This window comes from Prochlorococcus marinus XMU1405 (assembly GCF_017696275.1).
Classification (GTDB): domain Bacteria; phylum Cyanobacteriota; class Cyanobacteriia; order PCC-6307; family Cyanobiaceae; genus Prochlorococcus_A; species Prochlorococcus_A marinus_AB.
In genome coordinates this window covers 456769-482457 of sequence record NZ_JAAORF010000003.1, presented here as the reverse complement: position 1 = coordinate 482457, position 25689 = coordinate 456769, and the positions used below count along the sequence as shown (strand labels likewise).

The window sequence follows — 25689 nt, the reverse complement described above, 5'->3', positions numbered from 1 at the left end:
GTTAAAAAACACAGGTGGGTTTATCCCAAGAGAAACTATCTAGATTATCAGATAAGTCTCAACCTTATTAATTGTTTTTTATTAACTACACCCTAATAATTGAAGGGTTTAGATAATTTAAAAATCATTATGAGCTAGCCTAATTTAGTCTTATGTCTATAGGAATTTTAGGAAAGAAATTGGGCATGTCCCAACTTTTCGACGAGAAAGGTAATTCGGTGCCAGTTACTCTTATTGAGGCTGGTCCTTGCCGTATTACTCAATTGAAAACAAACGCTTTGGATGGTTATACTGCCGTTCAAATAGGTTATGGCTTGTCCAAAGATAAGCATATAAGTAAGCCTGAAAAAGGACATTTGTTGAAATCAGGTAAAGAACTTTTAAAGCATTTGAAAGAATATAGGGTTGAAGAAACTTCATCTTATGAAATCGGAAATCAAATAACTGTAAAAAACTTTGAAGTTGGTCAAAAAGTTGATATCAGTGGCAAATCTATGGGAAGAGGTTTTGCTGGTTACCAGAAAAGACATGGTTTTAGCAGAGGTCCTATGAGTCATGGTTCAAAAAATCATAGAGCACCTGGATCTACAGGAGCAGGAACAACTCCAGGTAGAATTTATCCTGGAAAAAGAATGGCAGGAAGATATGGAGGAAAACAGATTACAACTAAAGGTTTGTTAGTGCTAAAAGTTGATGATCAGAAAAATTTGCTTGTAGTAAAGGGTTCTGTCCCAGGCAAGCCAGGCTCAATAATAAACATTAAGCCAAATAATGTTGTAGGCAAAAAAGGAGGTGAAAAATCATGACAACACTTGAAACTCTTAAGTGGGATGGTAAAAAATCTGGCAAAGTTTCTCTTGATTTAGCAGTTGCTAAAGAAACTTCTTCGGCAGACTTAATACATAGAGCAGTCCTTAGGCAGCTAGCAAATAAAAGACAGGGGACAGCATCAACTTTGACAAGATCTGAAGTGCGTGGGGGTGGTAGAAAGCCATATAAACAGAAAGGTACAGGAAGAGCCCGTCAAGGATCAATAAGGACACCCTTAAGACCTGGTGGCGGAATTATTTTTGGACCGAAGCCACGTTCTTACAATCTTGATATGAATCGTAAGGAACGTAGGTTAGCTCTTAGAACTGCACTTATGTCTAGAGTATCTGATATGAAGGCCGTTGAAGATTTTGGATCTACTTTAAAGCAGCCTAAAACAAGTGATATCATCAATGGCCTTGCTCGATTAGGTATACAAAAAACTGAAAAAGTTTTGGTTATTCTTGATAGTCCGTCCGATGTTATAAAAAAATCCATCAACAATATTGAAAAAGTAAAATTAATTGCCGCCGATCAATTAAATGTATTTGATATTCTCAATGCTAATAAATTGGTCATTGGGCAATCAGCGATAGATAAAATTCAGGAGGTTTATGCATCATGAGTAAATTATTCGATTCTCGTTTAGCCGATGTAATAAGAAAGCCAGTTATTACTGAGAAAGCAACAAATGCGCTGGATCTTAACCAATATACTTTTGAAGTAGATCATAGAGCGGCAAAACCACAAATAAAGGCAGCTGTTGAAGCCTTATTCAGTGTTAAAGTCATAGGAGTTAACACTATGAATCCACCAAGAAGAACAAGAAGAGTCGGGAAATTTTCCGGTAAACGTTCTCAGGTCAAGAAGGCAATTGTGCGTCTTGCTGAAGGAGACAAAATCCAACTATTTCCAGAATCTTAAGGAGTTTTAATCATGGCAATCCGTAAATTTAAACCTTATACACCTGGTACTAGGCAGAGAGTAGTTACTGACTTTAGTGAAATAACAAGTGCTAAACCCGAAAGATCACTAATTGTTTCAAAACATAGAGTTAAAGGCAGGAATAATCGTGGAGTTATCACTTGTCGTCATCGTGGAGGTGGTCACAAAAGGCAATATAGATTAGTAGATTTCAGAAGAGATAAAAGAGACATCAACGCTAAAGTTGCAGCTATACACTACGATCCTCATAGAAATGCAAGGCTGGCACTTTTATTCTACGAAGATGGGGAAAAAAGATATATTATCGCTCCAGCAGGAGTAAAAGTCGGACAAAATGTCATATCTGGAGACAGTGTTCCAATTGAAGATGGTAATGCAATGCCACTTTCTGTTATGCCATTAGGATCTAGTGTTCATTGTGTTGAGTTATATGCAGGTAGGGGTGCTCAGATGGTTAGATCCGCAGGAGCTAGTGCTCAAGTTATGGCAAAAGAGGGAGATTATGTTGCTTTAAAACTTCCATCGACCGAGGTAAGACTTGTAAGAAAAGAATGCTACGCAACTCTTGGTGAAGTTGGTAATTCTGAAATAAGAAACACTAGCTTAGGTAAAGCAGGAAGAAGAAGATGGCTTGGAAGAAGGCCTCAAGTAAGAGGTAGTGTAATGAACCCATGTGATCATCCACATGGAGGAGGAGAGGGAAAAGCCCCAATTGGTAGAGCAGGACCAGTTACTCCATGGGGTAAACCAGCTCTTGGATTAAAGACACGTAAAAAGAACAAACCAAGTAATAAATTAGTTGTTCGAAGACGCCGTCGCGTTTCTAAGAGGAGTAGAGGAGGAAGAGACTCTTGATTACTTCATTTATTATTTCAATTTCTATTACATAATCATGGGACGTTCACTAAAAAAAGGACCTTTTATAGCAGACAGCCTGCTCAAGAAGGTAGAAAAACAAAATGCTGATAATGACAAGTCTGTTATCAAAACTTGGTCAAGATCCTCTACGATTTTACCTTTAATGATTGGTCACACAATCGCCGTACATAACGGCAAGACTCACATACCAGTATTTATTACTGAACAAATGATTGGTCATAAACTTGGTGAATTTGCTCCTACACGCACTTACCGAGGTCATATAAGAGATAAGAAAGGAGCAAAATCATGACAAAAACACCTGAAACAACAAAAACAGCAATTGCTCATGGGAATTACGTTCGCGGATCAGCCTCTAAAGTGAGAAGAGTTTTGGATCAGATAAGGGGCAGGTCTTACAGAGATGCATTGATTATGTTGGAGTTTATGCCTTACAGATCTACAGACCCCATCACCAAAGTTCTAAGATCTGCGGTTGCCAATGCAGAACATAACCTTGGAATGGATCCATCCACCTTAGTTATTTCCTCAGCATGGGCTAATAGTGGTCCAGTAATGAAAAGGTATAGGCCCAGAGCTCAAGGTCGAGCTTTTTCAATTAAAAAACAGACTTGCCACATCAGTATTTCTGTTGAATCTGCTCCTACTCAAACTAATGCGGAGGTACAAAACTAATGGGACATAAAATACATCCTTCTGGACTAAGATTAGGAATTACACAAGAGCATCGCTCTAAGTGGTTTGCTACTTCTAAAACATATCCAATTCTTCTTCAAGAAGATTTTAAAATTCGTACTTTCATTCAAAAAAAATATGGGGCAGCAGGAATTAGCGATGTTTTAATAGCTAGAAAAGCTGACCAACTGGAACTTGAATTAAAAACAGCAAGACCAGGAGTTATAGTTGGAAGACAAGGAAGTGGGATTGAAGAATTAAGATCTGGTATTCAAAAAACTATAGGGGATAGAACAAGGCAAGTTAGAATAAACGTTGTAGAAGTTGAACGCGTAGATGCTGATGCTTTTTTACTAGCAGAATATATTGCGCAACAACTTGAAAAAAGAGTCGCCTTTAGAAGAACTATAAGGATGGCCTTACAAAGGGCTCAAAGGGCTGGAGTTTTAGGTCTTAAAATTCAAGTAGGGGGAAGGTTGAATGGTGCTGAAATAGCTAGAACTGAATGGACTAGAGAAGGTAGAGTTCCATTACATACATTGAGAGCTGAAATTGATTATGCAACACGTGAAGCTAATACAACTTACGGTGTTCTAGGTATTAAAGTTTGGGTTTTCAAAGGTGAAGTTCTACCTAAAGAAGAACAAACTATCCCTGTGGGTGCGAGCCCTAAGAGGAAAGCTAGTAGAAGACCTCAGCAATTTGAGGATCGTTCAAATGAGAATTCATAGGAGGTATAAAAATGCTTAGTCCAAAACGTACTAAATTCCGTAAACAACATAGAGGCAGAATGAGGGGTGTAGCCTCAAAAGGTAATACTATTGCATTCGGTCAATTTGCTCTCCAAGCTCAAGACTGTGGCTGGGTAACTGCACGTCAGATTGAAGCAAGCAGAAGAGCTATGACCAGATATATCAAACGTGGTGGTCAAATCTGGATCAGAATATTTCCTGATAAACCCGTAACCATGAGACCTGCCGAAACCAGAATGGGCTCTGGTAAAGGTAATCCAGAGTTTTGGGTCGCAGTTGTAAAACCTGGAAGAATACTTTTTGAAATGGGTGGTGAGGATATCACTGAGGAAATTGCAAAGGAAGCTATGCGTCTGGCTCAATACAAACTTCCTGTAAAAACTAAATTTATCTCCATTGATAAAAATCTAGAAAATTTCTCCCAAGAAAATACAAAAAATAGTAAAAAATCTGAAGAGGAGGTTAAACAATGAAAAACACAGAGTCTCTAAAAGAATTTAAAAAATTAAATTCTGATCAAATTACCGAAAAGATTGACCAATTGCGAAAAGATCTTTTTGATTTGAGATTCAAGCAAGCTACAAGACAGCTAAATGAAACTCATAAATTTAAAATTATCAAGAAACAAGTTGCGCAATTACTAACTCTTAGTAAGAGTCAATCTGCTTCTAAAACTACTTCTGATTAATTATTAGTTATGGCACTTAAAGAAAGAATTGGTACTGTTGTCAGCGACAAAATGGATAAAACAGTTGTTGTTGCTGTTATTAATAGATATCCACACCCCACTTATAAAAAAATTGTAAGTAGAACTACGAGATATAAGGCGCATGATCCAGAAAATACATGTGTTTTAGGCGATCGAGTTAAAATAAGAGAAACTAGACCGCTTAGCGCTCATAAAAGATGGGCAATTGAAGAGATTCTGAATAAAACAAGCCAGGCTAAGGAGGTTAAAAAATGATTCAACAAGAAACCTATTTAACAGTTGCTGATAATAGCGGAGCGAAAAGACTCCAATGTATTAGGGTCTTAGGTTCTAATAGAAGATACGCACATGTTGGGGATGTAATTGTAGCAACTGTTAAAGATGCTCTTCCGAATATGGGAGTTAAGAAATCTGAAGTTGTGAAAGCCGTCATCGTTAGAACAAAAGCAACATTAAGAAGAAATACTGGTAATTCAATCAGATTTGATGATAATGCTGCTGTTTTGATTAATGAGGATAAGAATCCAAAAGGTACTAGAGTTTTTGGTCCTGTAGCCAGAGAACTGCGGGATAAAAATTATACAAAAATTGTTTCTCTTGCTCCGGAGGTTATTTAAATGTTGGATTCATTAAAACAAAAGAATTTCCAAAGAATAAAAATGAGAATCAAAACTGGAGATTTAGTAAAAGTAATTAACGGCAAGGAAAAGGGCAAAACTGGAGAGGTTTTAAAAACTATCCCTCTTGAAAATAGAGTGGTTGTAAAGGGAATTAACCTTAGGACTAAACATGTAAAACCAACTCAGGAAGGGGAAACTGGAAGAATACTTACAGAGGAGGCATCTTTACATGCATCAAATGTAATGTTCTTCTCAAAGGAAAAAAATCTTACAAGTAAGATTGAATATTTTATTGATAAAGAGGGAGTTAAGAAAAGAAGACTGAAAAAAACTGGTGAAGTAATTGATTAATTTTTCATCAGAAACCAGATTTAAACTTTTTCTAATTTATCAATTCTGACAAAGACCAGAATTAACAAAAAATTATGACTCTAAAAAATCGCTACAAAGAATCAATTAGACCAAAACTTTTAAAAGAACTTGGTCTTAAAAATATTCATCAAGTACCTAAAGTTGTCAAAGTCAACGTTAACAGAGGTCTTGGTGAGGCAGCTTCAAATTCAAAAGCTTTAGAGGCTTCCTTGAATGAAATGGCAACAATTACAGGGCAAAAGGCACTAGTAACTAGGGCCAAAAAAGCTATCGCGGGTTTTAAAATTCGTGAGGGTATGCCAATTGGTTGTACTGTAACTTTGAGAGGTGACAGGATGTATTCCTTTTTAGAGAGATTTATAAATCTAGCTTTACCAAGAATAAGAGACTTTAGAGGAGTTAATCCAAAAAGTTTTGATGGGAGAGGGAATTACACCCTTGGAGTGAAAGAGCAATTAATTTTTCCTGAAATCTCTTTTGATAAAATAGATTCAATAAGAGGTATGGATATAACTATTGTCACTAGTGCGAGATCAGATCAAGAGGGTAAAGCTCTCTTGCAAGAGTTAGGAATGCCTTTTAGTAAGAATTAAATTAAAACCATGTCAAATCACGATCCTATTTCAGATATGCTTACTCGAATTAGAAATGCGAGTCAAAAAAAGCATACAACCACATCAATCCCAAGTTCAAAAATGTCCCTAAGTATTGCAAAAGTGCTTCAAAAAGAGGGTTTCATTTCTGACATTAATGAAGAAGGTGAAGGCTATAAGTCACAAATAATACTTGGTCTGAAATATAGTGGCAAGAATAAATTCCCTACTATTCGATCCATGCAAAGAGTTAGTAAACCTGGTTTGAGAATTTATAAAAATACTAGAGCTTTACCAAAAGTACTAGGAGGTCTCGGAGTTGCTATTATATCTACTTCCAAAGGTGTTATGAGTGATCGTGATGCTAGGAAGCAAGGTATAGGTGGTGAAGTACTTTGCTATGTTTATTAAGGAGGATTAATCATGTCAAGAATTGGAAAAACACCAGTACTAATACCAGATAAAGTATCTGTTGATTTTGATGGATTAATAGTTACAGTTAAAGGTCCTAAGGGTGAGTTAAAACGTAAGATGCCAGAAGGTGTTAGTTTTGATAAAAAAGATAATACTGTTGTCGTAAGTCCCACTACTACCAAAATATTCTCAAGACAAAGACATGGTTTATGTAGAGCTTTAATTGCAAATATGGTTGAAGGGGTTAGTCAAGGGTTTTCAAAAAAACTTGAAATTGTAGGCGTTGGATCGAGAGCACAAGTAAAAGGTAAAAATCTAGTTGTTAGTGCAGGATACAGTCATCCTATAGAAATGATCCCCCCTGATGGTATAACATACAAGGTTGAGAGTAATACAAACGTTACTGTATCTGGAATTGATAAGGAAATTGTTGGTAATGAAGCAGCAAAAATCAGATCAATTAGGCCTCCAGAACCATATAAAGGTAAAGGAATTAAATATCATGATGAGAGAATTCTCAGAAAAGCTGGTAAATCTGGCAAAAAATAATTCCAATTAAAAAAATGACCAAACTTTCCAGGAAATTACAAACTCAAAAAAGACATAGAAGATTAAGAAGATTCTTAATTGGAGATGCAACTCGTCCAAGATTGTCTGTTTTTCGCTCTAATAACCATATTTATGCTCAGGTTATAGATGATAGCGCTCAAACAACTATTTGCTCAGCTTCAACTGTTGATAAAGAATTAAGAGAAAAATCTGAGAAATTACCCTCTGATTGTAATTCATCTTCCATTGTTGGAAAATTATTAGCAAAGAGAGCGATAAAAAAAGGTATTAAGCAAGTAATTTTTGACCGTGGAGGTAATTTATATCACGGTAGAGTAAAGGCACTTGCAGATGCTGCTCGTGAAGCTGGCCTAGAATTCTAACTCTTATTTTTTTTACTATGACTGACACTCCTACAAAACAAGAAATTCAATCCAAGAACGATAATGTTCCTGGAGCTACGCCCGTAGAACAAAAAAAGAATAATCGTAATGATCGAAAAAGAAACAGAAGAGGTGATTCAAAAAATCTAGAGAGAGATTCTGATTGGCAAGAAAGAGTCGTTCAAATAAGACGTGTTTCTAAAACTGTTAAAGGTGGAAAAAAAATGAGTTTTAGAGCAATTGTTGTTGTAGGTAATGAGAAAGGTCAAGTTGGAGTTGGAGTTGGTAAGGCGGGAGATGTCATTGGTGCGGTGAGAAAGGGGGTTTCAGATGGTAAAAAGAACCTTGTTAGGGTTCCCTTAACTCCAAACAATTCAATACCAACTTTATCTAAAGGTAGAGATGGTGCTGCTAATGTACTTATTAGACCAGCTGCTCCTGGTACAGGTGTAATTGCTGGTGGTTCAATTAGAACGGTTTTAGAATTAGCGGGCATAAAAAATGTCTTAGCTAAGAGATTAGGTAGTAAAACCCCTTTAAATAATGCAAGAGCTGCTATGGTAGCTCTTGCTCAATTAAGAACACACAAATCTGCCTCAAGGGAGAGAGGAATCTCACTTGAACAGCTCTACTCTTGAAAATTATGACTTCAACACTAAATACACTTAAATCAAACACTGGTTCGAGGAAGAAAAAATTAAGAAAGGGTAGAGGTATTGCGGCTGGACAAGGTGCATCATGTGGTTTTGGGATGAGAGGACAAAAGTCTCGTTCTGGAAGACCGACACGTCCAGGTTTTGAAGGTGGACAAATGCCTTTGTATAGAAGAGTTCCAAAATTAAAACATTTTGAAATTATTAATCAAAAGAACTTTTCCACAATAAATTTAAATAAATTAACTGATTTTAAGGATAACGATATAGTTAACTTAGATTCATTGGTTAAGAAAGGATTGATCTTTAAGCCAAAATTTCCTTTAAAAATTCTTGGTAATGGAGAAGTTAATGTAAAGTTGAAGGTTCAGGCTCATGCATTCACAAAAGTTGCTAAACAAAAAATTGAGGATGCAGGCGGATCTTGCGAACTTATAAATAATAAATAAATTTAATAAAAATTTAGTTAAACTTCAAAATGTTCGTTAAAAAAAGTAGAAATCCTAGCGCTTCTGAAATACTTTCTCAATTATTTTTAAATAAGGAACTAAGGAGTAGAGTATTAACAACTTTGGGTCTTCTACTTTTAGTAAGACTCGGTATCTATATACCTATGCCTGGTATTGATAGAGTTGCGTTTAAAAGTTTTATTGATCAAGGTGGTCAATTAATAGGCTTTTTAGATATTTTTACTGGTGGGGGTATTTCAACCCTAGGGATTTTCGCATTGGGTATACTTCCCTTTATCAATGCATCAATTATTATTCAACTTCTTACAGCTTCATTGCCTATTCTTGAAGATTTACAAAAAAATGAGGGGGAAGCTGGCAGAAGAAAAATTGCTCAAATAACAAGATATGTTTCCTTGGGATGGGGGTTTTTGCAGAGTATAATATTTTCTTTAATTCTTAGACAATATTCTATTCCTGGGATAAGTGAAACTACATTTGTTTTGCAAACCTCTATCGCCTTAGTTACAGGCTCAATGTTAGTTATGTGGTTTAGCGAAATTATTACCGAGAAAGGGATAGGTCAAGGAGCTTCACTGGTTATTTTTTTGAATATTGTCTCGACTTTACCAAAAGCTTTAAGTTCAACCATTGAAAAAGCTCAAACAGGTGATAGAGGAGATGTTTTAGGTATAGCAGTTCTACTCGGAGTATTTTTACTAACAATTGTTGGAATTATTTTTGTCCAAGAGGGAGCAAGGCGCATTCCTATTGTGAGTGCAAAAAGACAAATAGGAAGTTCAACATTACTACCTGCAAGACAAAGTTATTTACCCTTAAAATTGAATGCAGGAGGAGTAATGCCTATCATATTTGCGTCTGCTTTAATTTTTTTACCTATAACTATTGCAAATGTAACGGGTAATCCAGTCTTAATTAAATTAGCGAGTAGTTTGAATCCCGGATCTTCTAATCCATGGCCTTATGCTCTTACATTCTTTTCCTTAATTTTGGGATTCTCTTATTTTTATGCATCTCTTACAATTAACCCAATTGATGTAGCTTCAAATTTAAAGAAAGGTGGAGTAGCGATACCAGGAGTTAGACCAGGAACTAACACAGCAACTTACTTATCAGGTATCCAAAATAGGCTAACGTTATTAGGAGGATTATTTCTGGGTTCAGTAGCTATAATTCCCGCTGCAGTAGAAAGAGCAACAAATGTGCAGACTTTTCAAGGCTTAGGCGCAACTTCATTACTTATTCTTGTAGGTGTTGCTATTGATACTGCTAAGCAAATTCAAACATATGTTATTTCTCAAAGGTATGAGGGACTAATTAATAATTAATGAAAAAACATCTACTATTTTTAGGAGCTCCTGGAGCGGGGAAAGGGACTCAAGCGAAATTATTAAGTCAAACAAATTCTTATTTACACCTTTCTACTGGTGAATTATTAAGAAAAGAAATCGAAATTAATTCTACCCTTGGTATTGAAGTAAAAGATATTATGAATCGAGGGGAACTTGTCAGTGATGAACTTGTATTAAAGATAGTAAGACAAAATTTAGTCAAGGATAATAGTGGTTGGATTCTAGATGGTTACCCAAGAAATTTATCTCAAGTAAATTCATTGAATGAAGTTTTGAATGAAATAAATCAACCTTTGGAATTAGTTTTTTATTTAGATATTCCAGAAGAAGTACTAATTAAGCGTTTGCTTTTAAGAGGCAGAAAAGATGATACGGAAGAGACAATTAGAACAAGAGTTGACATTTATAAAAAAACTACAGAACCATTAATTCAATATTTTAAGGATCTCTCACTGTTAGAATATATTGATGCTGATAGAGATTTAAATACCATTTACTCTGATATCAAACAAAAAATGGCTTGATGATGATGTAGAATATAGTATTAACGTTTAATTAGAAAACCTTATGAAGGTCAGATCTTCAGTCAAAAAAATCAGTCCTGACGATCAGATCGTGAGGAGAAGAGGTAAAATCTATGTTATTAACAAGAAAAGACCTCGCAATAAACAACGTCAGGGTTAAATTTAAACCCTTTTATTCAAACTTTTACTTACTCAAAACACGTGGCAAGGATAGCAGGAATTGACATACCTCGCGAAAAGCGAGTTGAAATTGCACTTACGTACGTCTATGGAATTGGTCTGACTAGATCAAAGCTTATTTTGGCTAATACGGGTGTAAACCCTGATATTCGTGTCAAAGATCTTTCAGATTCAGATGTGCAAAAACTTAGAGTTGCTACAGAAGATTTTACTTTAGAAGGAGATTTGAGAAGAAAAGAGGGAATGGCCTTAAAACGTCTACAGGATATTGGGTGTGTTCGAGGTAGAAGGCATAGAATGAGTCTTCCAGTAAGAGGCCAAAGAACTAGAACTAATGCCAGAACAAGACGTGGTTCAAGAAAAACAGTTGCTGGAAGAAAAAAATAATTATTTAAATATATTTACAAATTCCAGTATTATTAAATCAAAACATTATGCCAGCTACAGCAAAAAAAACAGGTTCTAAAAAATCTAAACGTAATGTCCCTAATGGTGTGGTGCATATTCAAAGCACATTTAATAACACTATCGTCTCAATTACTGATACTTCGGGCCATGTTATTTCTTGGTCCTCTGCAGGAGCTAGTGGATTTAAAGGCGCTAGGAAAGGCACGCCATTTGCCGCGCAAACAGCTGCTGAAGCTGCAGCGAGGAGAGCGCTTGACCAAGGAATGAGGCAAATAGAAGTATTAGTTAGAGGTCCTGGTTCAGGTAGGGAAACGGCCATAAGAGCTTTACAAGTGGCCGGTTTGGAAATAACTCTAATAAGAGATGTAACTCCTTTACCTCATAATGGATGTAGAAGACCTAAACGAAGACGCGTTTAGTTCTTAACCATTCGTTAACCTCACAAAACTTTTAACCCTATTTTTTCCGTGTTGCAATACCAGATTGACAGAATCGACCATCAAGTAGCTGATGATCGCTCCCAAACAGGAACTTTTTTAATTGGCCCCTTAGAAAGGGGACAAGCTACAACTTTGGGTAATTCTCTTAGGCGAGTCCTTATGGGAGGACTTGAGGGAAGTGCAGTGACTGCAGTGAGAATAGCAGGAATTAACCACGAATACGCAACTATTCCTGGAGTTAGAGAAGATGTTTTAGATATACTTCTCAATTGTAAGCAACTATCAATTAATAGTTCTAATCCAGATCTCGAAATCGGCAGGTTAGTAGCTAATGGTCCAATGGAGGTGAAGGCGAATGATATTCAATTCTCCTCTCAAGTTGAAATTGTTGATGGCGAAAAACCTATTGCGACTATCCAGGAGGGTCATAATTTAGAGTTGGAAATCCATGTTGAAAGAGGTGTTGGATATAGACCCGTTGATCGTAAGAATGATGAAACAACAGCTATTGATTTACTTCAAATAGATGCAGTATTTATGCCAGTTAAGAGAGTGAATTTTTCAATTGACGAAACCGCCGTAGCAGAAGGTGGAACTGGTAGAGAAAGATTAAAGATGGAAGTAGTAACAGATGGTTCAACAAGTCCTGATGATGCTATTGCTGAAGCTGCAAATCAGTTAATAGAACTCTTTCAGCCTCTTGCTACTGTCACAATGGTTGAGGAAATCCCTGAGGAACCTGAACCATCTCCTGAAGCTCAAATTCCTCTCGAGGAACTAAACTTGTCCGTTAGAGCATATAATTGTTTGAAACGGGCGCAAGTTAACTCAGTTTCAGATTTAATGGGCTTCAGCTATGAAGATCTTCTTGAAATTAAGAACTTTGGCTCTAAATCTGCAGATGAGGTTATTGAAGCTCTCGAGCGCATAGGCATTTCTATCCCACAAAGCAGAACATCTGTTTAACAATTTTTAAGATTATGAGACACCAACTTAGAATTCCATTACTAAGTAAACCTGCTGACCAGAGGAAAGCACTTCTAAGAGGTTTAACTACACAATTAATTAGGGAAGGTAGGGTAACAACAACAAAAGCTAGGGCAAAAGCTTTAAGAAATGAAGCTGAAAGAATGATTTCACTCGCCAAAGATGGAAGTTTGGCTTCTAGGAGAAGGGCTATTGGATATATTTATGATAAAAAATTAGTTCATTCATTATTTGAAAAAGCAAAGGAAAGATATGGGGACAGAAATGGTGGTTATACTCGCATAGTAAGAACTGTATCTAGAAAAGGTGATAACGCTCAGATGGCCATAATCGAGCTTGTTTAAGTTAGAAAATAAAAGGGCTTTAACAAAAAAAATCTTTTGAAAAGGGTAGCTTTATTAGTCCAATACGATGGGTCTCATTATTCAGGTTGGCAAAAACAAAAAAATGCAACTACTGTTCAAGAAATTTTAGATAGAGCTCTCGTAAAGATTACAAATCACAAAGTAAAGACTTTTGCAGCAGGAAGGACTGATGCTGGGGTTCATGCATCAGGCCAAGTAGTACACTTTGATGCTGATTGTGTTATTCCAGGAAATAATTATTCGGATCTCTTAAATAGTATTTTACCCTCAACAATTAGGATCTTGGAATCAGTTGAGGTTAAAGATAGTTGGCATGCATGCTATTCAGCAATGTATAGACATTATCGATATGTCATTAATAATAGTAAATTCCCTAATTTGTTCATCAATAATTGGTCATGGCATAGATATCAAAAAGTATTGGATGAAGTTTTAATGTTAAGTGCATCCAAAACAATGGAAGGAGAACATGATTTTTTTGCTTTTCAGAAAAGTGGTAGTAATAGAAAAAACTCTATTACAAAAATAAAAAATATTGATATAACAAGAGTAGAGGATTTAATTTTAATTGATATTAAAGCTACCGGTTTTTTATATGGAATGGTGCGTTTAATTATTGGTCAACTTGTTTTAGTTGGAGAAAAAAAATTATCGCCAGAAATTTTTACTGATAGATGGGTAAACAAAAAGAAAAATGATGTTAAAGAATCTGCTCCAGCTAAGGGGTTATGTTTTGTAAATGCTGTTTATGAAAAAAATGTTTTTAAAAATATTAATAACAATGATTTTTTCCCTGTATTCTTAATTAAGGGTTTTTCTTGAGTGAAGTTCAATTTAGCTAATTTTTTGTGAAATGAATTAAAACTGTTGTTGAATATTCCTCTAATAAGGTAGAATTTAGAACTAACTTTAAATTTATTTGCATAAATTTGGTAAATGAATAAAACAATTACTCCATCTTTAGAAACCATTGAAAGAAATTGGTTTTTAGTTGACGCAAAAGATAAGACACTTGGGAGACTTGCTACAGAAATTGCAACTGTATTGAGAGGTAAGAATAAACCAACATTTACACCTCATCTAGATACAGGAGATTTTGTAATTGTAGTAAATGCCGAAAAAGTTGAGGTAACAGGAAAAAAAGCATCGCAAAAGTTGTATAGGAGACATTCTGGAAGACCAGGAGGAATGAAAACTGAAAAATTTGAGTCTCTACAAGAAAGAATTCCTGAAAGAATCATCGAGCAAGCTGTTAAGGGTATGCTGCCACATAACTCTTTAGGAAGACAGCAATTTAAAAAACTAAAAGTTTATAAAGGTGCTGATCATCCTCATGCTGCTCAGAATCCTGTATCATTAAATAGTTAATTTATCAAAATGAATAGTCAAATAAAAAACAAAGCTGTGTATTGGGGAACTGGAAGAAGAAAAACTTCAGTAGCCAGAGTTCGCTTGATTCCAGGAAATGGACTAATAAAAATTAATGGTCGTTCTGGTGATGATTATTTAAACTTTAATCCTCTGCACTTAAATTCAATAAAAGCACCTTTGCAAACACTAGGCCTTGAGAATTCTTATGATATTCTTGTAAATGTATTTGGTGGTGGATTGACAGGTCAAGCAGATGCTATCAAGCAAGGAGCAGCAAGAGCACTTTGCGAATTATCTCCTGACAATAGGAAACCGCTAAAAACTGAAGGTCATCTCAGTAGAGATCCTAGAGCGAAGGAACGAAGAAAATATGGTCTTAAAAAAGCAAGAAAAGCTCCTCAATTCTCTAAACGTTAAAGGAATTTAAATCATGCCAAAATCAGAAATACACCCAAAATGGTATCCAGATGCAAAAGTTATTTGTAATGGAGAAGTTGTAATGACGACTGGCTCCACGCAGCCGGAATTACATGTTGATGTATGGAGTGGTAATCATCCTTTCTTTACTGGAACACAAAAGATTCTTGATACAGAAGGTAGGGTTGATAGGTTTATGAAAAAATATGGAATGGGTTCAGCTAATTCGGCTACATCAGAAGAGCAAAAAGAAGAAAAAGATTCTAAAAAATAGAATTTTCAAAAATTAAGCATAATTTCAATTGGAATACTCAACATTAATTGCAAGGTTGAAAACTGCTTCAGAAAGTTTTGAAAATTTGGAAGTGCAGCTTGCAGATCCTGATATCGCTAATGATCCAAAAAAATTAGAATCAATTGCAAGAGAAAGGTCAAAGTTGGAACCTTTAGTGATTGATTTTAATAAGTTGCTTGATACTGATAAAGAAATCGAAGATTCAAAAAATCTTCTCAGAGAGAATAGAAATGATAAAGAAATGGAATCTTTGATTAATGAGGAGTTAATAACTCTAGAGGAATGTAAGAATGAACTGATTCAAAAAACCACAATCGCCTTATTACCAAAAGATCCAAGAGATGAGAGAAGTGTAATGTTAGAAATCAGAGCCGGTGCAGGAGGTAACGAGGCTTGTATCTGGGCGGGTGATTTAGCAAGAATGTATGAGAGGTATGGACAAAAAATTGGATGGTCTGTAAAACCTGTTAGTGCTTCCGAATCAGACATGGGAGGATTCAAGGAGTTAGTTATATCCGTTAAGGGAGATTCTGTTTATAGTCAACTTAAATTTGAGGCTGGTGTGCATAGAGTTCAAAGGGTTCCAGCTACTGAATCTCAAGGTAGAGTGCACACCTCTACTGCCACAGTGGCCGTGATGCCTGAGGCTGATCCCGTTGAAGTTAAGATTGATCCAACTGATCTAGAGGTTGGTACGGCAAGATCAGGAGGTGCAGGGGGACAAAATGTTAATAAGGTAGAGACAGCTATTGATCTTCTTCATAAGCCTACAGGAATAAGAGTTTTTTGTACTCAAGAGAGATCACAATTGCAAAATCGCGAACGAGCGATGGAAATTTTAAGAGCTAAATTATACGAAATTCAATTAAAAGAAGCTAATGCAAAAGAAAGATCTCAAAGGCTTTCCCAGGTTGGAACAGGTGATAGGAGTGAAAAAATTAGAACTTATAATTTTAAAGATAATAGGACAACTGATCATAGATTAGGTTCCAATTTTTCATTAGAACCAATTCTTGCTGGTCAATTGGATGAAGTGATTGATGCATGCATAGCACAAGAACAAAAAAGAATGATGGAGGATTTTAATAATGGTGTAAATTAAGATTTTATTTTTATTAGATTGCAATTCCTATTACGTATTTACTCCATTCTTTATGTCTGCCAGAGTCAATTTGTCTTGTGGCCTCAAAATTGAGATTACTAAGTGGACGATAAGGCTTGCGTTTTAAAGGCATATTTGCCTCTTCTGGGGTTCGGTTACCTTTTAGTACATTGCATCTGAGACATGCTGTAGTAACATTTTCCCAGTTATCTGTCCCACCTCTACTTCTCGGTAAAACATGATCTATTGATAGGTCACTACCTCTATGGTTACAGTACTGGCAAGCATTATTATCTCTTAGAAGAATATTTTTTCTTGTTAAAGAAACCTCTCTAAAAGGGACCTTCACGTAGTAACGAAGTCTTATAACTGTCGGCAATTTTCTGCCACAATGAATTGAATATGATTGATCTTCCTCTAAGCTTTCTGCCTTACCTTTGATCATCAAAATGACAGCTCTTCGCCAAGAAGTGATGTTTAAAGGTTCATAAGATGCATTTAAAACTAGAGTCTGGCCCATGCCAAAATTCAATTTACATGTCATGCTAACTGTATATTTCAATAAGCGCATATAATTGTGCAACGTTAATGCAAATTCGGCAAACTAATCAGGAATTTAATTTTGATAAATATTCAATTTTTAAACAAAATATAGATCCAAAACAAAGGGCATGGATAGAAGTTAAAGGCAAAGCATTAGAGGCAAATGTAAGGCAATTAAGAACAAAACTAAGTAAAAATTGTCAATTTATGGCGGTTGTCAAAGCTGATGGATATGGACATGATGCAAAAGTAGTATCTGACTACGCTATTAGAGGCGGAGCTTCGGAATTAGGCGTTGCAACTTTAAAAGAAGGGATTAAGTTACGTTCTTTTGGAGTTAAAAAACCAATTCTTATTCTGGGAAATCTATATACAAAAAGAGATTTAATAATATCCTTCAAAAATGATCTTATGCCAACTATAAGTAGTATAAGAGAGTGTTTAGTTTGCAATAATATTGGGAAGCACTTTGGGTTGAAATTCGCTTTACATCTTAAGGTTGATACTGGAATGTCAAGATTAGGATTTGAATCTAATAAATTTGTTCAGCAATTTGAAAAAATAAAATCTTTTGAGAACATTTCGATAGAAGGAATATATAGTCATTTATCGTCTGCAGATGCAGATAACGCACTATATTCCGATAGTATTACACAATTACAAAGACTAAAGTTTAATGAATTATTAAAGCAAATTAATCTTGATAGAAGTAATGAAATTAAGATTCATTTGGCTAATTCTGCGGGAATGCTTCTTAGCAAAGATTTTCATTTTCACATGGTACGCGTTGGGCTTTCTATGTACGGATACAGTCCTCTAACAAAAATAGATAAAAATTTATTACTTAGGCCAGCTTTATCTTTGAAGGTCAAAGTAGCTTTTATAAGAACTATTGATAAAGGTGTAGGTGTAAGTTATGGAGGCAAATTTGTAAGTCATAGAAAAACTAGGTTAGCTGTATTAAGTATTGGTTATGCAGATGGTGTACCAAGAAATTTGTCAGGCAAGATTAACGTAATCCATAATAATAAATTTTATCCTCAAGTTGGATCTATAACTATGGACCAAATGATGGTAGACATAACAGATTCTAATGAAATTAAAGTTGGTAGTACCATGGTATTACTTGGATCTGATGGAGATAAAACAATTTCTCCTCTTGAATGGGCAAGAAAATCTAATACTATCCCATGGGAAATTCTTTGCTCTTTTAAAAATAGATTACCGAAAGTTCAAGTAGATTAGACATTTCGATTAAATAAAAAATTTTGAATGTTTGCATAAAAATTGATAATGTATAAGAACTGGAGAGGTGGCTGAGTGGTTGAAAGCGGCTCCCTGCTAAGGAGTTACAGGAGGCAACTTTTGTCGAGGGTTCGAATCCCTCCCTCTCCGTGTATTTTCGTGTCAGGAAGCGTCATATAGTTTCAGAATTTAGGTATTGGAAGGTTAGTCTATAATTTAAGGAATCAAGTATATTCATATTGTGCCTTGAGGTGTCTAAGAGTTAGGGGATGAAATAAGGGATGAAATGAAATATTTTTCAGAAAAAACAGTGTCATCCCTTCCTATACCTACTCTCTTAGATTTATTCGATTTACTCCCTCTTAGTATTAATTCTGTTTGTGGAATTTTATAAGAATTTTCTTAAGATTCAGATTTATCGATACAACTAAAAATATCATAATTTCAGGTACTTGCAGGTTTGCATAAGTTCAATATTCCGCCAACCAAGTGTTGGGTAAATTGGTTGGTAAAATCAAGGTTAATAATTTAAAATCTCCCTCATAATTTAATGAGTTCTAATATTTAACAACCAAAGACTATCTTTTTGTTAATGTCAGAGCTGTTGCTCTATTTTGAAGAACGGTTAGAAGATTTACAGAGAAAATCGACAAGATCTCTTCATAGTCCTAAATCGTATCTTTTAAATTTGAAGGCATTTCTCGATATGGTTATAGACATTTGGTATTTATGAAACTTCGTAAAAAGTACTTGTTAGTAACTTTGATTATTAAGATTGTCTTCATGGGATTATTTGTTTCCTTTATTAGGGTGCATTTATTGCACTTTTCAAATACATGATTTTCTAGAAAGTATGTTTCGTAAAACCCCAAATTATTTATTAAAGGGAGTTGCTATTTCTTTAGGATTTACTTTCGCATTTGCATTACTAGAAATTTTTGCTAGATTTTTGCCCGCATCTGATATTTTTTCTCAAAAATTACCACTTAGGTGTAAGTCTCCTCTTGCATCTTTTTCAGAAGTCGATCAAGATTGTCTTTTCCAGGCAAATGCTAAGTATCAGGGTATTTATACAAAGGGGAAATTCCCACCCTTTCCAATTAAAACTTTTAAGAGAGCAAACGATATTGGACAATACACAGATGTAGACTTCAGAGAAGTTGTAGGAAACAGATCAAACATAATCCCGATCGTTTCGATTGGGGACTCATACGTTCAAGCATTGCAGGTTCGAAATGCAGAAACATATCATGGACGTCTTAATAATTACGTTAGCGAAAACAAAAAGATTATAAAATCAACTGCTATTGGTACTGCAGGCAATCCTTTAAGTCAGTATCTAATTTCAAAAATGTTCGCTCATAATCATATTACAAATCCCGAATCTATATATATTTTCTCTATTATTTCTAACGATTTTGATGAATCTATTCTTGGAAAATCGAAGGTTCAGTATGGTGGACGATTTAAACTAAAACCTGATTACGGTCTTGATGAAATTGTTTTCATAAATCGTTATTCCTCAATTAAAGTGAAGATTAGAAAATTAATACTAAAATATTCTGCTCTTTCAAGATATTTGGCAAGTAATCTCAACATATCAACATTGGCATATACCTACCCATTTTGTATGCTTGCTGATTTTCCATGCGAGCAAATTAAAAATTTCAATGCAAACATTATAGATTCAGGCGAATCTGGAGATACCAGTAGATTTGAATATTCTTACAAAGCATCAGATATATTCTTGTCTGAAGTAGAAAAAATACGAAATACACCTCTTACAAGAAGGAATACAATTTTTGTAGTTGATGCAGATAGAAGTTCTATTTATAGTAAAAATATGCTTGAGAGTGAATATTTTAAGAAGCAACGTAATTATTTTATAAAAAAAGCAATGGATTATGGTTTTACTGTTATTGACATGAAATCAGTTTTTGCCGAGCACTATAAAATTAATAATCAAAGGTTTGAATTTTCAAATGATGGTCACTGGAACTCATTAGGTCACAAGATTATTACTGATGAAATCGCCAAAAACCTTAATCTTAAAATGAAATCTAAAAAGTAACCTATCGAATGATTTAGCGAGCCTTCATCAATAAAAATTCCTTAAAGATTCGGATTAGTTTAATATGAAGTCAACAAACTTGTAGTTAATTTGGTGGATAAATTACCTTCATCTGGGCTCACCTTAGTTCGTATTAGTTCATCTGGGTTTTTTAAGAGTTCCCTTTCTAGTGATTACCTCTCCTTACTTAATTAAGAAATATTTTTTAAGTTATATTTTTTTAAAATAGGTCAAAATTAACGTATTTTAGATCATTAATAGAATTTAAAATTAAGTCAGCACCTGCATCTTGTAGATTTTTTTCGTATGTATTACGTTCTTTTAATCGAGACTTTGAATGTAAATGAGGAGGTGCTATTCCAAAACTGATGAATTTCTGAGATGGGATTTCTTTTTTAGCGTTTACAACTGTATTTATATCTGCAATAGTATCTCCTACATATCCAATGGGAATATTTGATGAGCCAAGTTTATTTCCAAGAATTTGTTTCGATAAGTTAATAAAACCTTTAGGATCAGGCTTATCCGGCGCATCTCCCATAGCAATTAATGGAGGTGATTTTAGTCCAAGTCTTTTTTCTAAAACAAATTTTGCAGAGGCAGACTCTGCACCACTTACAAAACCCCAAATTATTCCATGGCTTTTTAATAAATCAAAAAACTTTTTATCAACTAATAACTCCTCATTTGTTATGAATCCAGACCAATATTTGCTATCTTTGCTTGGATCTCCTCCAAAGTAAAATTCTTCAAAACATTTAATTATTTCCTCTCTTGGAGGTATTTCAAGGTTTAAGTTCCCTTTTTTTTTAAATCTTTTTATAAATTCTAAACTTAAATCCCAGTCATTATTCCAGACCCCTTCATTTTTGGCATTATCAATATCAATATAACTAGGCTCCCATCCGGAAAACTTATAAACTGTTTTTTTTAGTGCAAGTCTGTAACTATGCTCTACGCTGCGTATTACACCATCAATGTCAAATAAAATTAATCCAATATTTTTCAATGAATTTTTTTTAGCCCTTTATAAAAGATTAATATTCTTATTAAAAAAAAGCAAAGAAAAAAAATTCTATGGATAATTTATTTATTGTCTAAATTTATTTTGTAAATATCCTCTAGGGGTAATAAATATTTCGTCTCTTAATGTGGTTTGAGAATTCCCAATAATTATTATCGATAACATATCTATTTCTTGAATAGGGATATTGTTTAAAGTAAAAAATCTTTTCGATTGATTTTCTCTACCTACTTGTCTAGCTATTAAAACGGGCGTATTATCTGGCCTAGATTTTAAACATTGATCAATTACACTTTTTAGCTGCCAATTTCTTTCAATCGATTGAGGATTAAATAAAGCTATAACGAAGTCACCAAGAAGAGCTCCTTTAATTCTTTTTTCTATTAACGACCATGGAGTTAACTTATCACTTAAACTTATTGAACAAAAGTCATTCATTAATGGTGCTCCACTTAGAGCAGCCGCTAATTGTAAACTACTTATACCAGGATGTACTTCAAAGTAAGGTCTATCTTCTTTTTTGATTTTTTGAATTAACTCCAAAAGTAAACCAGCCATTCCATAGAATCCAGATTCACCTGACGAAATTAAAGCTACTTTTATTCCTTCTTCAGCCAGTTTAATTGCTTTAATGCATCTTTCCTTTTCCTGAGTAAGTTTACTTTCAACTAAAACTTGGTCACTCATTTTTAAAGGCTTAATCAAATCTAAATACATCTTGTATCCAATCCACACAGTACATCTTGAAAGTGCTTTTTTTGCATCATTGGTTAGGAAGGAGATATCACCAGGCCCACTTCCAATAATATGTATTTCGCCATGGGTTGGATTATATTGATTTTTTGATTCTGCTACAGCGATAGTTACTGCACCAGATTGATTTTTAAAAATTCTTTTTTCTTCCAGCAATTTTGATCCTTCTCCTGCTGCCAGTAAGCAAGAAGCTTCCGCTACAGAAGGGGTGCCAATTGCCATTTCTACAATAATGGAAGGATTTGGAATAATTATTTTTGAAAGATCTTCTTTAGAAAAAAACTTGCATATCAGGTTTTTTTCTTGAACAAGTTCTAAAATTCCTTTCTCATCTTTTTTAATATCAACAGTTGCAAATCCTGCAATTGAATGCTGGGATAAATTTCTTGACTCCAATAAATTATTTAAAGAATTTGCTATGAATTCTTTGCTGGTATTTCTCTCACAACCAATTCCAATCCATAATACGGGCGGGTGCCAAGTTATTTTATGATTGTCGAAGATACTCACATGAAAAGTTGCATCCAGTTTTTCAGTTTCTGTTTTTTTAATTTGATTAATAATCTCCCCGGATTCTGAGGTTTTCCATAAGCTATTACCAGATAATTGTTTGCAAAATATTTTTTCGTTCTTAGCTTGTTTAATTACTAGTTTTGACCAATCTTTTGTTTTGCCAGATCTTTTCCAACCCCATTGATTCCCAAATGCATCAAGATTTAAGAAGCTTTGATCATTGGAATTATTAGTTTCTATTATTTCGCCACCAAGTAAACTAGCAATTTGACATGCAATATTTTGCGCATTTGACTGATGTAAGCCAATTAAAGGAACTATCTTGGAACATTTGTTATCTATAACGATTACACCTGGATCTTGATCTTTACAGGTTAAAAAAGAATTTATTATGCGTATTGATGCAGCAATTGAGCCTACAAAAATTATTAAATCTATCTCGGGCCATTTTTTATGTAAGATTTCTCTTGGTTTTTGTACTTGAATAAGTTCACTTTCCTTGCCATCATCTTTAGAAGAACTTGCTACATATATGTCTTTGACAAATTCCGTTTTTTTAAGTCTTTTTAAAATTTCTTTTGAATTATTAGATAGACCTATAGCAATTCCTTTCAAATCAGAAACTATTGATAGTAACGTTGAAATTATATCCTGTCGCTGGAATTAAAAAATTTTCTTTGAAATATAAAAAAAAATTTAAGAAATTTATATAAAATTTGAGTAAAAATACTTACAATTTAGTCATAGACTAGAATTTAACAAAATATTCATATAGTAACAATCATTAGAACATTTGTTACGTTAATGCATAACGAAAGAATCTTTGCCTTATTATTTTTGAAACGAATATCTAAAGTTCCGAGGGATTCGTTTTCTTGAACATTATCATTAAAAGTAAGTTCAAGATCCGATCAATCGGCTTTAATGTCAATTATTTTCGAGGTGCTAGATGACCATCAGCCCACCAGAAAGTGGAGAAAAAAACAAAAAAGTTTTGGAGGATCCTGTTAAGGCTGACCCAAGACCTATTGATTTTGCCAAATTAGATAAGCCAGGTTTCTGGTCAAGTAAATTATCTAAAGGTCCAAAAACTACTACTTGGATCTGGAATTTGCATGCTGACGCACATGATTTTGATGTGCATACAGGCGATGCTGAAGAAGCAACAAGAAAAATCTTTTCAGCTCATTTTGGACATCTTGCAGTCATTTTTATATGGATGAGTGCTGCCTTTTTCCATGGAGCAAGATTTTCTAATTATTCAGGTTGGTTAGCTGATCCAACTCATGTCAAACCAGGAGCTCAGCAAGTATGGGCAATTGTTGGTCAAGAAATGCTTAATGCTGATCTTGGTGCTAACTACAACGGTATTCAAATCAGTTCTGGAATATTCCATATGTGGCGAGCATGGGGAATTACTAATGAAAGTGAACTTATGGCATTAGCAATAGGTGCTGTAGTAATGGCTGCACTTATGCTTCATGCCGGAATTTTTCATTATCACAAAGCAGCTCCAAAAATGGAGTGGTTCCAGGATATTGAGTCTATGCTTAACCACCATATAGCTGGTTTAGTAGGACTAGGATCTTTAGCATGGGCTGGACATTGTATCCATATCGGAGCCCCTACTGCAGCACTCTTAGACGCAATTGATGCAGGCTCTCCTTTAGTACTCAATGGTAAAGAAATAGCAACAATTGCAGATATGCCTATGCCGCATCAACTCTGTGATCCACAAATCATTGGTCAGATATTTCCAGGATTAGCTAGTGGTACAGGTAATTTCTTTAGTTTAAACTGGTTAGCTTTCTCAGATTTCCTTACCTTCAAAGGTGGACTTAACCCTGTTACAGGAAGTTTATGGATGACTGATGTTTCACACCATCACTTAGCATTTGGTGTAATAGCAATCATTGGTGGTCATATGTACAGAACCAATTACGGTATTGGTCATAGTATGAAAGAAATATTAGATTCACAGCAAGGAGACCCAATATTATTTCCTGCTCCAAAAGGTCATCAAGGTCTTTTTGAGTTCATGGCAGAAAGTAGACACGCTCAGCTTGCAGTAAACTTAGCAATGCTTGGATCAATAAGCATACTTGTATCTCATCATATGTATGCGATGCCTCCATATCCATATATAGCTACTGACTACATGACAGTTCTTGGATTATTTACTCATCACATGTGGATAGGTGGATTATTCATAGTAGGTGCAGGCGCCCATGCTGGAATTGCAATGGTTAGAGATTATGATCCAGCAAAACATATTGATAACGTATTAGACAGAATCCTAAAAGCAAGAGATGCCTTAATCAGTCACTTGAACTGGGTATGTATGTGGTTAGGATTTCATAGCTTTGGACTCTACATTCATAACGACACTATGAGGGCTTTGGGTAGACCTCAAGATATGTTTAGTGATTCTGCAATCCAACTTCAGCCAATTTTTGCTCAATGGGTACAGAGTATTCAAGCATCTGCTGTTGGAACTTCTCTTTTAGCAGGTACTGCAGAAGCATTACCGCACAAAGCTTTAAGTGAAGTTTTTAATGGAAGTTTAGTAGAAGTGGGCGGAAAGGTTGCTATATCTCCAATTCCATTAGGCACAGCTGATTTAATGATTCATCATATTCATGCTTTCCAAATACACGTAACTGTTTTGATACTTCTCAAAGGAGTACTTTATGCAAGAAGTTCAAGGTTGATCCCTGATAAAGCTTCTTTAGGATTTAGATTCCCTTGTGATGGCCCGGGAAGAGGTGGTACATGTCAAGTTTCTTCATGGGACCACGTGTTCTTAGCCCTTTTCTGGATGTATAACTGTTTATCAATAGTAATTTTCCACTTCTCTTGGAAAATGCAGAGTGATGTTTGGGGACTGACTGGTGGTAACTTCGCACAAAGTTCCATTACTATCAATGGTTGGTTAAGAGACTTCCTTTGGGCGCAAGCTTCTCAAGTATTAACAAGTTATGGCCAATCTATAAGCATGTACGGTTTGATGTTCTTAGGAGCTCACTTCATATGGGCATTTAGTTTAATGTTCCTCTTTAGTGGAAGGGGATATTGGCAAGAATTATTCGAATCAATTGTTTGGGCACATAACAAACTTAAAGTTGCTCCAACCATTCAACCAAGAGCTTTATCTATCACCCAGGGTAGAGCAGTAGGTGTAACACACTTCCTTGTCGGCGGTATTGCTACCACATGGGCCTTCTTCCATGCTCGCCTTTTCGGGCTGGGCTAATTACCTGAACTTCACCTTTTTA

36 protein-coding genes and 1 tRNA gene are annotated in these 25689 nt (G+C 34.9%); 34 read left to right on the top strand and 3 right to left on the bottom strand.

What is annotated here, in order from left to right:
• Nucleotides 1–152 precede the first annotated feature (152 nt).
• The 30 genes from rplC to prfA all read left to right on the top strand — a co-directional run bounded on the left by rplC (nt 153) and on the right by prfA (nt 16265).
• Complete coding sequence (gene rplC, locus HA148_RS08705) at nt 153–806, top strand: 50S ribosomal protein L3 (RefSeq protein WP_209131955.1); 654 nt, start codon at nt 153–155, stop codon at nt 804–806.
• Nucleotides 803–1435: a 50S ribosomal protein L4 gene (rplD, locus tag HA148_RS08700; protein ID WP_079331028.1), complete on the top strand. Its 633-nt coding sequence runs from the start codon at nt 803–805 to the stop codon at nt 1433–1435. Before rplC ends, rplD begins: the two co-directional genes overlap by 4 nt.
• Nucleotides 1432–1734 carry a 50S ribosomal protein L23 gene (locus HA148_RS08695; RefSeq protein WP_011819168.1) on the top strand — a complete coding sequence of 101 codons (303 nt, stop codon included), beginning with the start codon at nt 1432–1434 and terminating at the stop codon, nt 1732–1734. The genes rplD and HA148_RS08695 overlap by 4 nt, the downstream gene beginning before the upstream one ends.
• A gap of 12 nt (nt 1735–1746) precedes the next feature.
• Entirely contained in the window at nt 1747–2610 is an 864-nt protein-coding gene (gene rplB, locus HA148_RS08690; protein ID WP_209131954.1) for a 50S ribosomal protein L2, read from the top strand.
• Between the two features lie 37 nt (nt 2611–2647).
• A complete protein-coding gene (gene rpsS / locus HA148_RS08685; protein WP_209131953.1) occupies nt 2648–2926 on the top strand; it encodes a 30S ribosomal protein S19 in 279 nt (92 codons plus the stop codon).
• Nucleotides 2923–3309, top strand: coding sequence for a 50S ribosomal protein L22 (gene rplV / locus HA148_RS08680; protein WP_025895064.1), 387 nt, complete (start codon nt 2923–2925; stop codon nt 3307–3309). The genes rpsS and rplV overlap by 4 nt, the downstream gene beginning before the upstream one ends.
• Entirely contained in the window at nt 3309–4040 is a 732-nt protein-coding gene (rpsC, locus tag HA148_RS08675; RefSeq protein ID WP_011819165.1) for a 30S ribosomal protein S3, read from the top strand. The genes rplV and rpsC overlap by 1 nt, the downstream gene beginning before the upstream one ends.
• An 11-nt stretch (nt 4041–4051) precedes the next feature.
• Nucleotides 4052–4534, top strand: coding sequence for a 50S ribosomal protein L16 (gene rplP / locus HA148_RS08670; protein ID WP_209131952.1), 483 nt, complete (start codon nt 4052–4054; stop codon nt 4532–4534).
• Nucleotides 4531–4749, top strand: coding sequence for a 50S ribosomal protein L29 (rpmC, locus tag HA148_RS08665; protein WP_025889509.1), 219 nt, complete (start codon nt 4531–4533; stop codon nt 4747–4749). The genes rplP and rpmC overlap by 4 nt, the downstream gene beginning before the upstream one ends.
• 9 nt (nt 4750–4758) lie before the next feature.
• Nucleotides 4759–5025 carry a 30S ribosomal protein S17 gene (rpsQ, locus tag HA148_RS08660; RefSeq protein ID WP_011819162.1) on the top strand — a complete coding sequence of 89 codons (267 nt, stop codon included), beginning with the start codon at nt 4759–4761 and terminating at the stop codon, nt 5023–5025.
• Nucleotides 5022–5387, top strand: a complete 366-nt coding sequence (rplN, locus tag HA148_RS08655) for a 50S ribosomal protein L14 (protein ID WP_002807235.1) — start codon at nt 5022–5024, stop codon at nt 5385–5387. The genes rpsQ and rplN overlap by 4 nt, the downstream gene beginning before the upstream one ends.
• Nucleotides 5388–5741, top strand: coding sequence for a 50S ribosomal protein L24 (gene rplX, locus HA148_RS08650; protein ID WP_209131951.1), 354 nt, complete (start codon nt 5388–5390; stop codon nt 5739–5741).
• 74 nt (nt 5742–5815) lie between these two features.
• On the top strand, nt 5816–6355 hold the full coding sequence (rplE, locus tag HA148_RS08645) for a 50S ribosomal protein L5 (RefSeq protein ID WP_209131950.1): 540 nt from the start codon (nt 5816–5818) through the stop codon (nt 6353–6355).
• A gap of 9 nt (nt 6356–6364) precedes the next feature.
• Nucleotides 6365–6766, top strand: coding sequence for a 30S ribosomal protein S8 (rpsH, locus tag HA148_RS08640; RefSeq protein ID WP_011863651.1), 402 nt, complete (start codon nt 6365–6367; stop codon nt 6764–6766).
• Between the two features lie 12 nt (nt 6767–6778).
• The gene (gene rplF / locus HA148_RS08635) at nt 6779–7318 is read left to right on the top strand and encodes a 50S ribosomal protein L6 (protein ID WP_209131949.1); all 540 of its coding nucleotides are present in this window, start codon (nt 6779–6781) and stop codon (nt 7316–7318) included.
• A 14-nt stretch (nt 7319–7332) separates the two neighbouring features.
• Entirely contained in the window at nt 7333–7701 is a 369-nt protein-coding gene (rplR, locus tag HA148_RS08630; RefSeq protein WP_011863649.1) for a 50S ribosomal protein L18, read from the top strand.
• A 17-nt stretch (nt 7702–7718) separates the two neighbouring features.
• Complete coding sequence (gene rpsE / locus HA148_RS08625) at nt 7719–8339, top strand: 30S ribosomal protein S5 (RefSeq protein ID WP_209131948.1); 621 nt, start codon at nt 7719–7721, stop codon at nt 8337–8339.
• 5 nt (nt 8340–8344) lie between these two features.
• Nucleotides 8345–8803: a 50S ribosomal protein L15 gene (rplO, locus tag HA148_RS08620; protein ID WP_209131947.1), complete on the top strand. Its 459-nt coding sequence runs from the start codon at nt 8345–8347 to the stop codon at nt 8801–8803.
• A gap of 29 nt (nt 8804–8832) precedes the next feature.
• Nucleotides 8833–10152, top strand: a complete 1320-nt coding sequence (gene secY / locus HA148_RS08615; protein ID WP_209131946.1) for a preprotein translocase subunit SecY — start codon at nt 8833–8835, stop codon at nt 10150–10152.
• On the top strand, nt 10152–10700 hold the full coding sequence (locus HA148_RS08610) for an adenylate kinase (protein ID WP_209131945.1): 549 nt from the start codon (nt 10152–10154) through the stop codon (nt 10698–10700). Before secY ends, HA148_RS08610 begins: the two co-directional genes overlap by 1 nt.
• Nucleotides 10701–10743: 43 nt before the next feature.
• Entirely contained in the window at nt 10744–10860 is a 117-nt protein-coding gene (rpmJ, locus tag HA148_RS08605) for a 50S ribosomal protein L36 (RefSeq protein WP_011377173.1), read from the top strand.
• Nucleotides 10861–10901: 41 nt separating this feature from the next.
• On the top strand, nt 10902–11267 hold the full coding sequence (rpsM, locus tag HA148_RS08600) for a 30S ribosomal protein S13 (RefSeq protein ID WP_209131943.1): 366 nt from the start codon (nt 10902–10904) through the stop codon (nt 11265–11267).
• 47 nt (nt 11268–11314) lie between these two features.
• Nucleotides 11315–11707, top strand: coding sequence for a 30S ribosomal protein S11 (rpsK, locus tag HA148_RS08595; RefSeq protein WP_209131942.1), 393 nt, complete (start codon nt 11315–11317; stop codon nt 11705–11707).
• 48 nt (nt 11708–11755) lie between these two features.
• Complete coding sequence (locus HA148_RS08590) at nt 11756–12694, top strand: DNA-directed RNA polymerase subunit alpha (protein WP_209131941.1); 939 nt, start codon at nt 11756–11758, stop codon at nt 12692–12694.
• 14 nt (nt 12695–12708) lie between these two features.
• Nucleotides 12709–13059, top strand: coding sequence for a 50S ribosomal protein L17 (gene rplQ, locus HA148_RS08585; protein WP_025938701.1), 351 nt, complete (start codon nt 12709–12711; stop codon nt 13057–13059).
• A 36-nt stretch (nt 13060–13095) separates the two neighbouring features.
• Nucleotides 13096–13902 (top strand): tRNA pseudouridine(38-40) synthase TruA, encoded by an 807-nt coding sequence (gene truA / locus HA148_RS08580; RefSeq protein ID WP_209131940.1) that lies wholly within the window; start codon nt 13096–13098, stop codon nt 13900–13902.
• Nucleotides 13903–14016: 114 nt separating this feature from the next.
• Nucleotides 14017–14448 carry a 50S ribosomal protein L13 gene (gene rplM, locus HA148_RS08575; RefSeq protein ID WP_209131939.1) on the top strand — a complete coding sequence of 144 codons (432 nt, stop codon included), beginning with the start codon at nt 14017–14019 and terminating at the stop codon, nt 14446–14448.
• Nucleotides 14449–14457: 9 nt separating this feature from the next.
• Entirely contained in the window at nt 14458–14868 is a 411-nt protein-coding gene (rpsI, locus tag HA148_RS08570; protein ID WP_011819147.1) for a 30S ribosomal protein S9, read from the top strand.
• 13 nt (nt 14869–14881) lie between these two features.
• On the top strand, nt 14882–15142 hold the full coding sequence (gene rpmE, locus HA148_RS08565) for a 50S ribosomal protein L31 (protein WP_209131936.1): 261 nt from the start codon (nt 14882–14884) through the stop codon (nt 15140–15142).
• A 28-nt stretch (nt 15143–15170) separates the two neighbouring features.
• Nucleotides 15171–16265 carry a peptide chain release factor 1 gene (prfA, locus tag HA148_RS08560; protein WP_209131933.1) on the top strand — a complete coding sequence of 365 codons (1095 nt, stop codon included), beginning with the start codon at nt 15171–15173 and terminating at the stop codon, nt 16263–16265.
• Between the two features lie 13 nt (nt 16266–16278).
• Here prfA and HA148_RS08555 read toward each other — a convergent pair whose 3' ends face one another.
• Nucleotides 16279–16836, bottom strand: a complete 558-nt coding sequence (locus HA148_RS08555; RefSeq protein ID WP_209131932.1) for an HNH endonuclease — start codon at nt 16834–16836, stop codon at nt 16279–16281.
• Nucleotides 16837–16853: 17 nt separating this feature from the next.
• On the opposite strand from HA148_RS08555, the gene alr reads away from it, so the two are divergent.
• From alr to HA148_RS08540, 3 genes are all read left to right on the top strand, one after another.
• A complete protein-coding gene (alr, locus tag HA148_RS08550) occupies nt 16854–18053 on the top strand; it encodes an alanine racemase (RefSeq protein WP_209131927.1) in 1200 nt (399 codons plus the stop codon).
• A 61-nt stretch (nt 18054–18114) separates the two neighbouring features.
• A tRNA-Ser gene (locus tag HA148_RS08545) sits at nt 18115–18203 on the top strand.
• A 703-nt stretch (nt 18204–18906) separates the two neighbouring features.
• Nucleotides 18907–20124 (top strand): hypothetical protein, encoded by a 1218-nt coding sequence (locus HA148_RS08540; protein ID WP_209131925.1) that lies wholly within the window; start codon nt 18907–18909, stop codon nt 20122–20124.
• Between the two features lie 220 nt (nt 20125–20344).
• On the opposite strand, the gene HA148_RS08535 is transcribed toward HA148_RS08540, so the two are convergent.
• Nucleotides 20345–21133 (bottom strand): TIGR01548 family HAD-type hydrolase, encoded by a 789-nt coding sequence (locus HA148_RS08535; RefSeq protein ID WP_209131923.1) that lies wholly within the window; start codon nt 21131–21133, stop codon nt 20345–20347.
• 81 nt (nt 21134–21214) lie between these two features.
• Nucleotides 21215–23029: a precorrin-3B C(17)-methyltransferase gene (gene cobJ, locus HA148_RS08530; protein ID WP_209131921.1), complete on the bottom strand. Its 1815-nt coding sequence runs from the start codon at nt 23027–23029 to the stop codon at nt 21215–21217.
• A 334-nt stretch (nt 23030–23363) separates the two neighbouring features.
• Between cobJ and psaA the strand changes: the two genes are divergently transcribed.
• On the top strand, nt 23364–25667 hold the full coding sequence (gene psaA, locus HA148_RS08525; protein WP_209131916.1) for a photosystem I core protein PsaA: 2304 nt from the start codon (nt 23364–23366) through the stop codon (nt 25665–25667).
• Nucleotides 25668–25689: the final 22 nt, after the last annotated feature.

Excerpts from the sequence above, each read along its gene's own strand:
- rplN (WP_002807235.1), top strand. The coding sequence starts at position 5,022 with ATGATTCAACAAGAAACCTATTTAACAGTTGCTGATAATAGCGGAGCG.
- rpsQ (WP_011819162.1), top strand. The coding sequence starts at position 4,759 with ATGGCACTTAAAGAAAGAATTGGTACTGTTGTCAGCGACAAAATGGAT.
- rplV (WP_025895064.1), top strand. The coding sequence starts at position 2,923 with ATGACAAAAACACCTGAAACAACAAAAACAGCAATTGCTCATGGGAAT.
- rpsC (WP_011819165.1), top strand. The coding sequence starts at position 3,309 with ATGGGACATAAAATACATCCTTCTGGACTAAGATTAGGAATTACACAA.
- rplX (WP_209131951.1), top strand. The coding sequence starts at position 5,388 with ATGTTGGATTCATTAAAACAAAAGAATTTCCAAAGAATAAAAATGAGA.
- rpsK (WP_209131942.1), top strand. The coding sequence starts at position 11,315 with ATGCCAGCTACAGCAAAAAAAACAGGTTCTAAAAAATCTAAACGTAAT.
- rpsI (WP_011819147.1), top strand. The coding sequence starts at position 14,458 with ATGAATAGTCAAATAAAAAACAAAGCTGTGTATTGGGGAACTGGAAGA.
- HA148_RS08610 (WP_209131945.1), top strand. The coding sequence starts at position 10,152 with ATGAAAAAACATCTACTATTTTTAGGAGCTCCTGGAGCGGGGAAAGGG.
- rplP (WP_209131952.1), top strand. The coding sequence starts at position 4,052 with ATGCTTAGTCCAAAACGTACTAAATTCCGTAAACAACATAGAGGCAGA.
- rpsH (WP_011863651.1), top strand. The coding sequence starts at position 6,365 with ATGTCAAATCACGATCCTATTTCAGATATGCTTACTCGAATTAGAAAT.
- HA148_RS08555 (WP_209131932.1), bottom strand. The coding sequence starts at position 16,836 with ATGCGCTTATTGAAATATACAGTTAGCATGACATGTAAATTGAATTTT.
- rpmJ (WP_011377173.1), top strand. The coding sequence starts at position 10,744 with ATGAAGGTCAGATCTTCAGTCAAAAAAATCAGTCCTGACGATCAGATC.
- rpmC (WP_025889509.1), top strand. The coding sequence starts at position 4,531 with ATGAAAAACACAGAGTCTCTAAAAGAATTTAAAAAATTAAATTCTGAT.
- rpsE (WP_209131948.1), top strand. The coding sequence starts at position 7,719 with ATGACTGACACTCCTACAAAACAAGAAATTCAATCCAAGAACGATAAT.
- rplM (WP_209131939.1), top strand. The coding sequence starts at position 14,017 with ATGAATAAAACAATTACTCCATCTTTAGAAACCATTGAAAGAAATTGG.
- rplQ (WP_025938701.1), top strand. The coding sequence starts at position 12,709 with ATGAGACACCAACTTAGAATTCCATTACTAAGTAAACCTGCTGACCAG.
- alr (WP_209131927.1), top strand. The coding sequence starts at position 16,854 with ATGCAAATTCGGCAAACTAATCAGGAATTTAATTTTGATAAATATTCA.
- rplB (WP_209131954.1), top strand. The coding sequence starts at position 1,747 with ATGGCAATCCGTAAATTTAAACCTTATACACCTGGTACTAGGCAGAGA.
- rpmE (WP_209131936.1), top strand. The coding sequence starts at position 14,882 with ATGCCAAAATCAGAAATACACCCAAAATGGTATCCAGATGCAAAAGTT.
- rpsS (WP_209131953.1), top strand. The coding sequence starts at position 2,648 with ATGGGACGTTCACTAAAAAAAGGACCTTTTATAGCAGACAGCCTGCTC.
- rplF (WP_209131949.1), top strand. The coding sequence starts at position 6,779 with ATGTCAAGAATTGGAAAAACACCAGTACTAATACCAGATAAAGTATCT.
- HA148_RS08540 (WP_209131925.1), top strand. The coding sequence starts at position 18,907 with ATGTTTCGTAAAACCCCAAATTATTTATTAAAGGGAGTTGCTATTTCT.
- psaA (WP_209131916.1), top strand. The coding sequence starts at position 23,364 with ATGACCATCAGCCCACCAGAAAGTGGAGAAAAAAACAAAAAAGTTTTG.
- HA148_RS08695 (WP_011819168.1), top strand. The coding sequence starts at position 1,432 with ATGAGTAAATTATTCGATTCTCGTTTAGCCGATGTAATAAGAAAGCCA.
- rplE (WP_209131950.1), top strand. The coding sequence starts at position 5,816 with ATGACTCTAAAAAATCGCTACAAAGAATCAATTAGACCAAAACTTTTA.
- secY (WP_209131946.1), top strand. The coding sequence starts at position 8,833 with ATGTTCGTTAAAAAAAGTAGAAATCCTAGCGCTTCTGAAATACTTTCT.
- rplC (WP_209131955.1), top strand. The coding sequence starts at position 153 with ATGTCTATAGGAATTTTAGGAAAGAAATTGGGCATGTCCCAACTTTTC.
- rplD (WP_079331028.1), top strand. The coding sequence starts at position 803 with ATGACAACACTTGAAACTCTTAAGTGGGATGGTAAAAAATCTGGCAAA.
- rplR (WP_011863649.1), top strand. The coding sequence starts at position 7,333 with ATGACCAAACTTTCCAGGAAATTACAAACTCAAAAAAGACATAGAAGA.
- rplO (WP_209131947.1), top strand. The coding sequence starts at position 8,345 with ATGACTTCAACACTAAATACACTTAAATCAAACACTGGTTCGAGGAAG.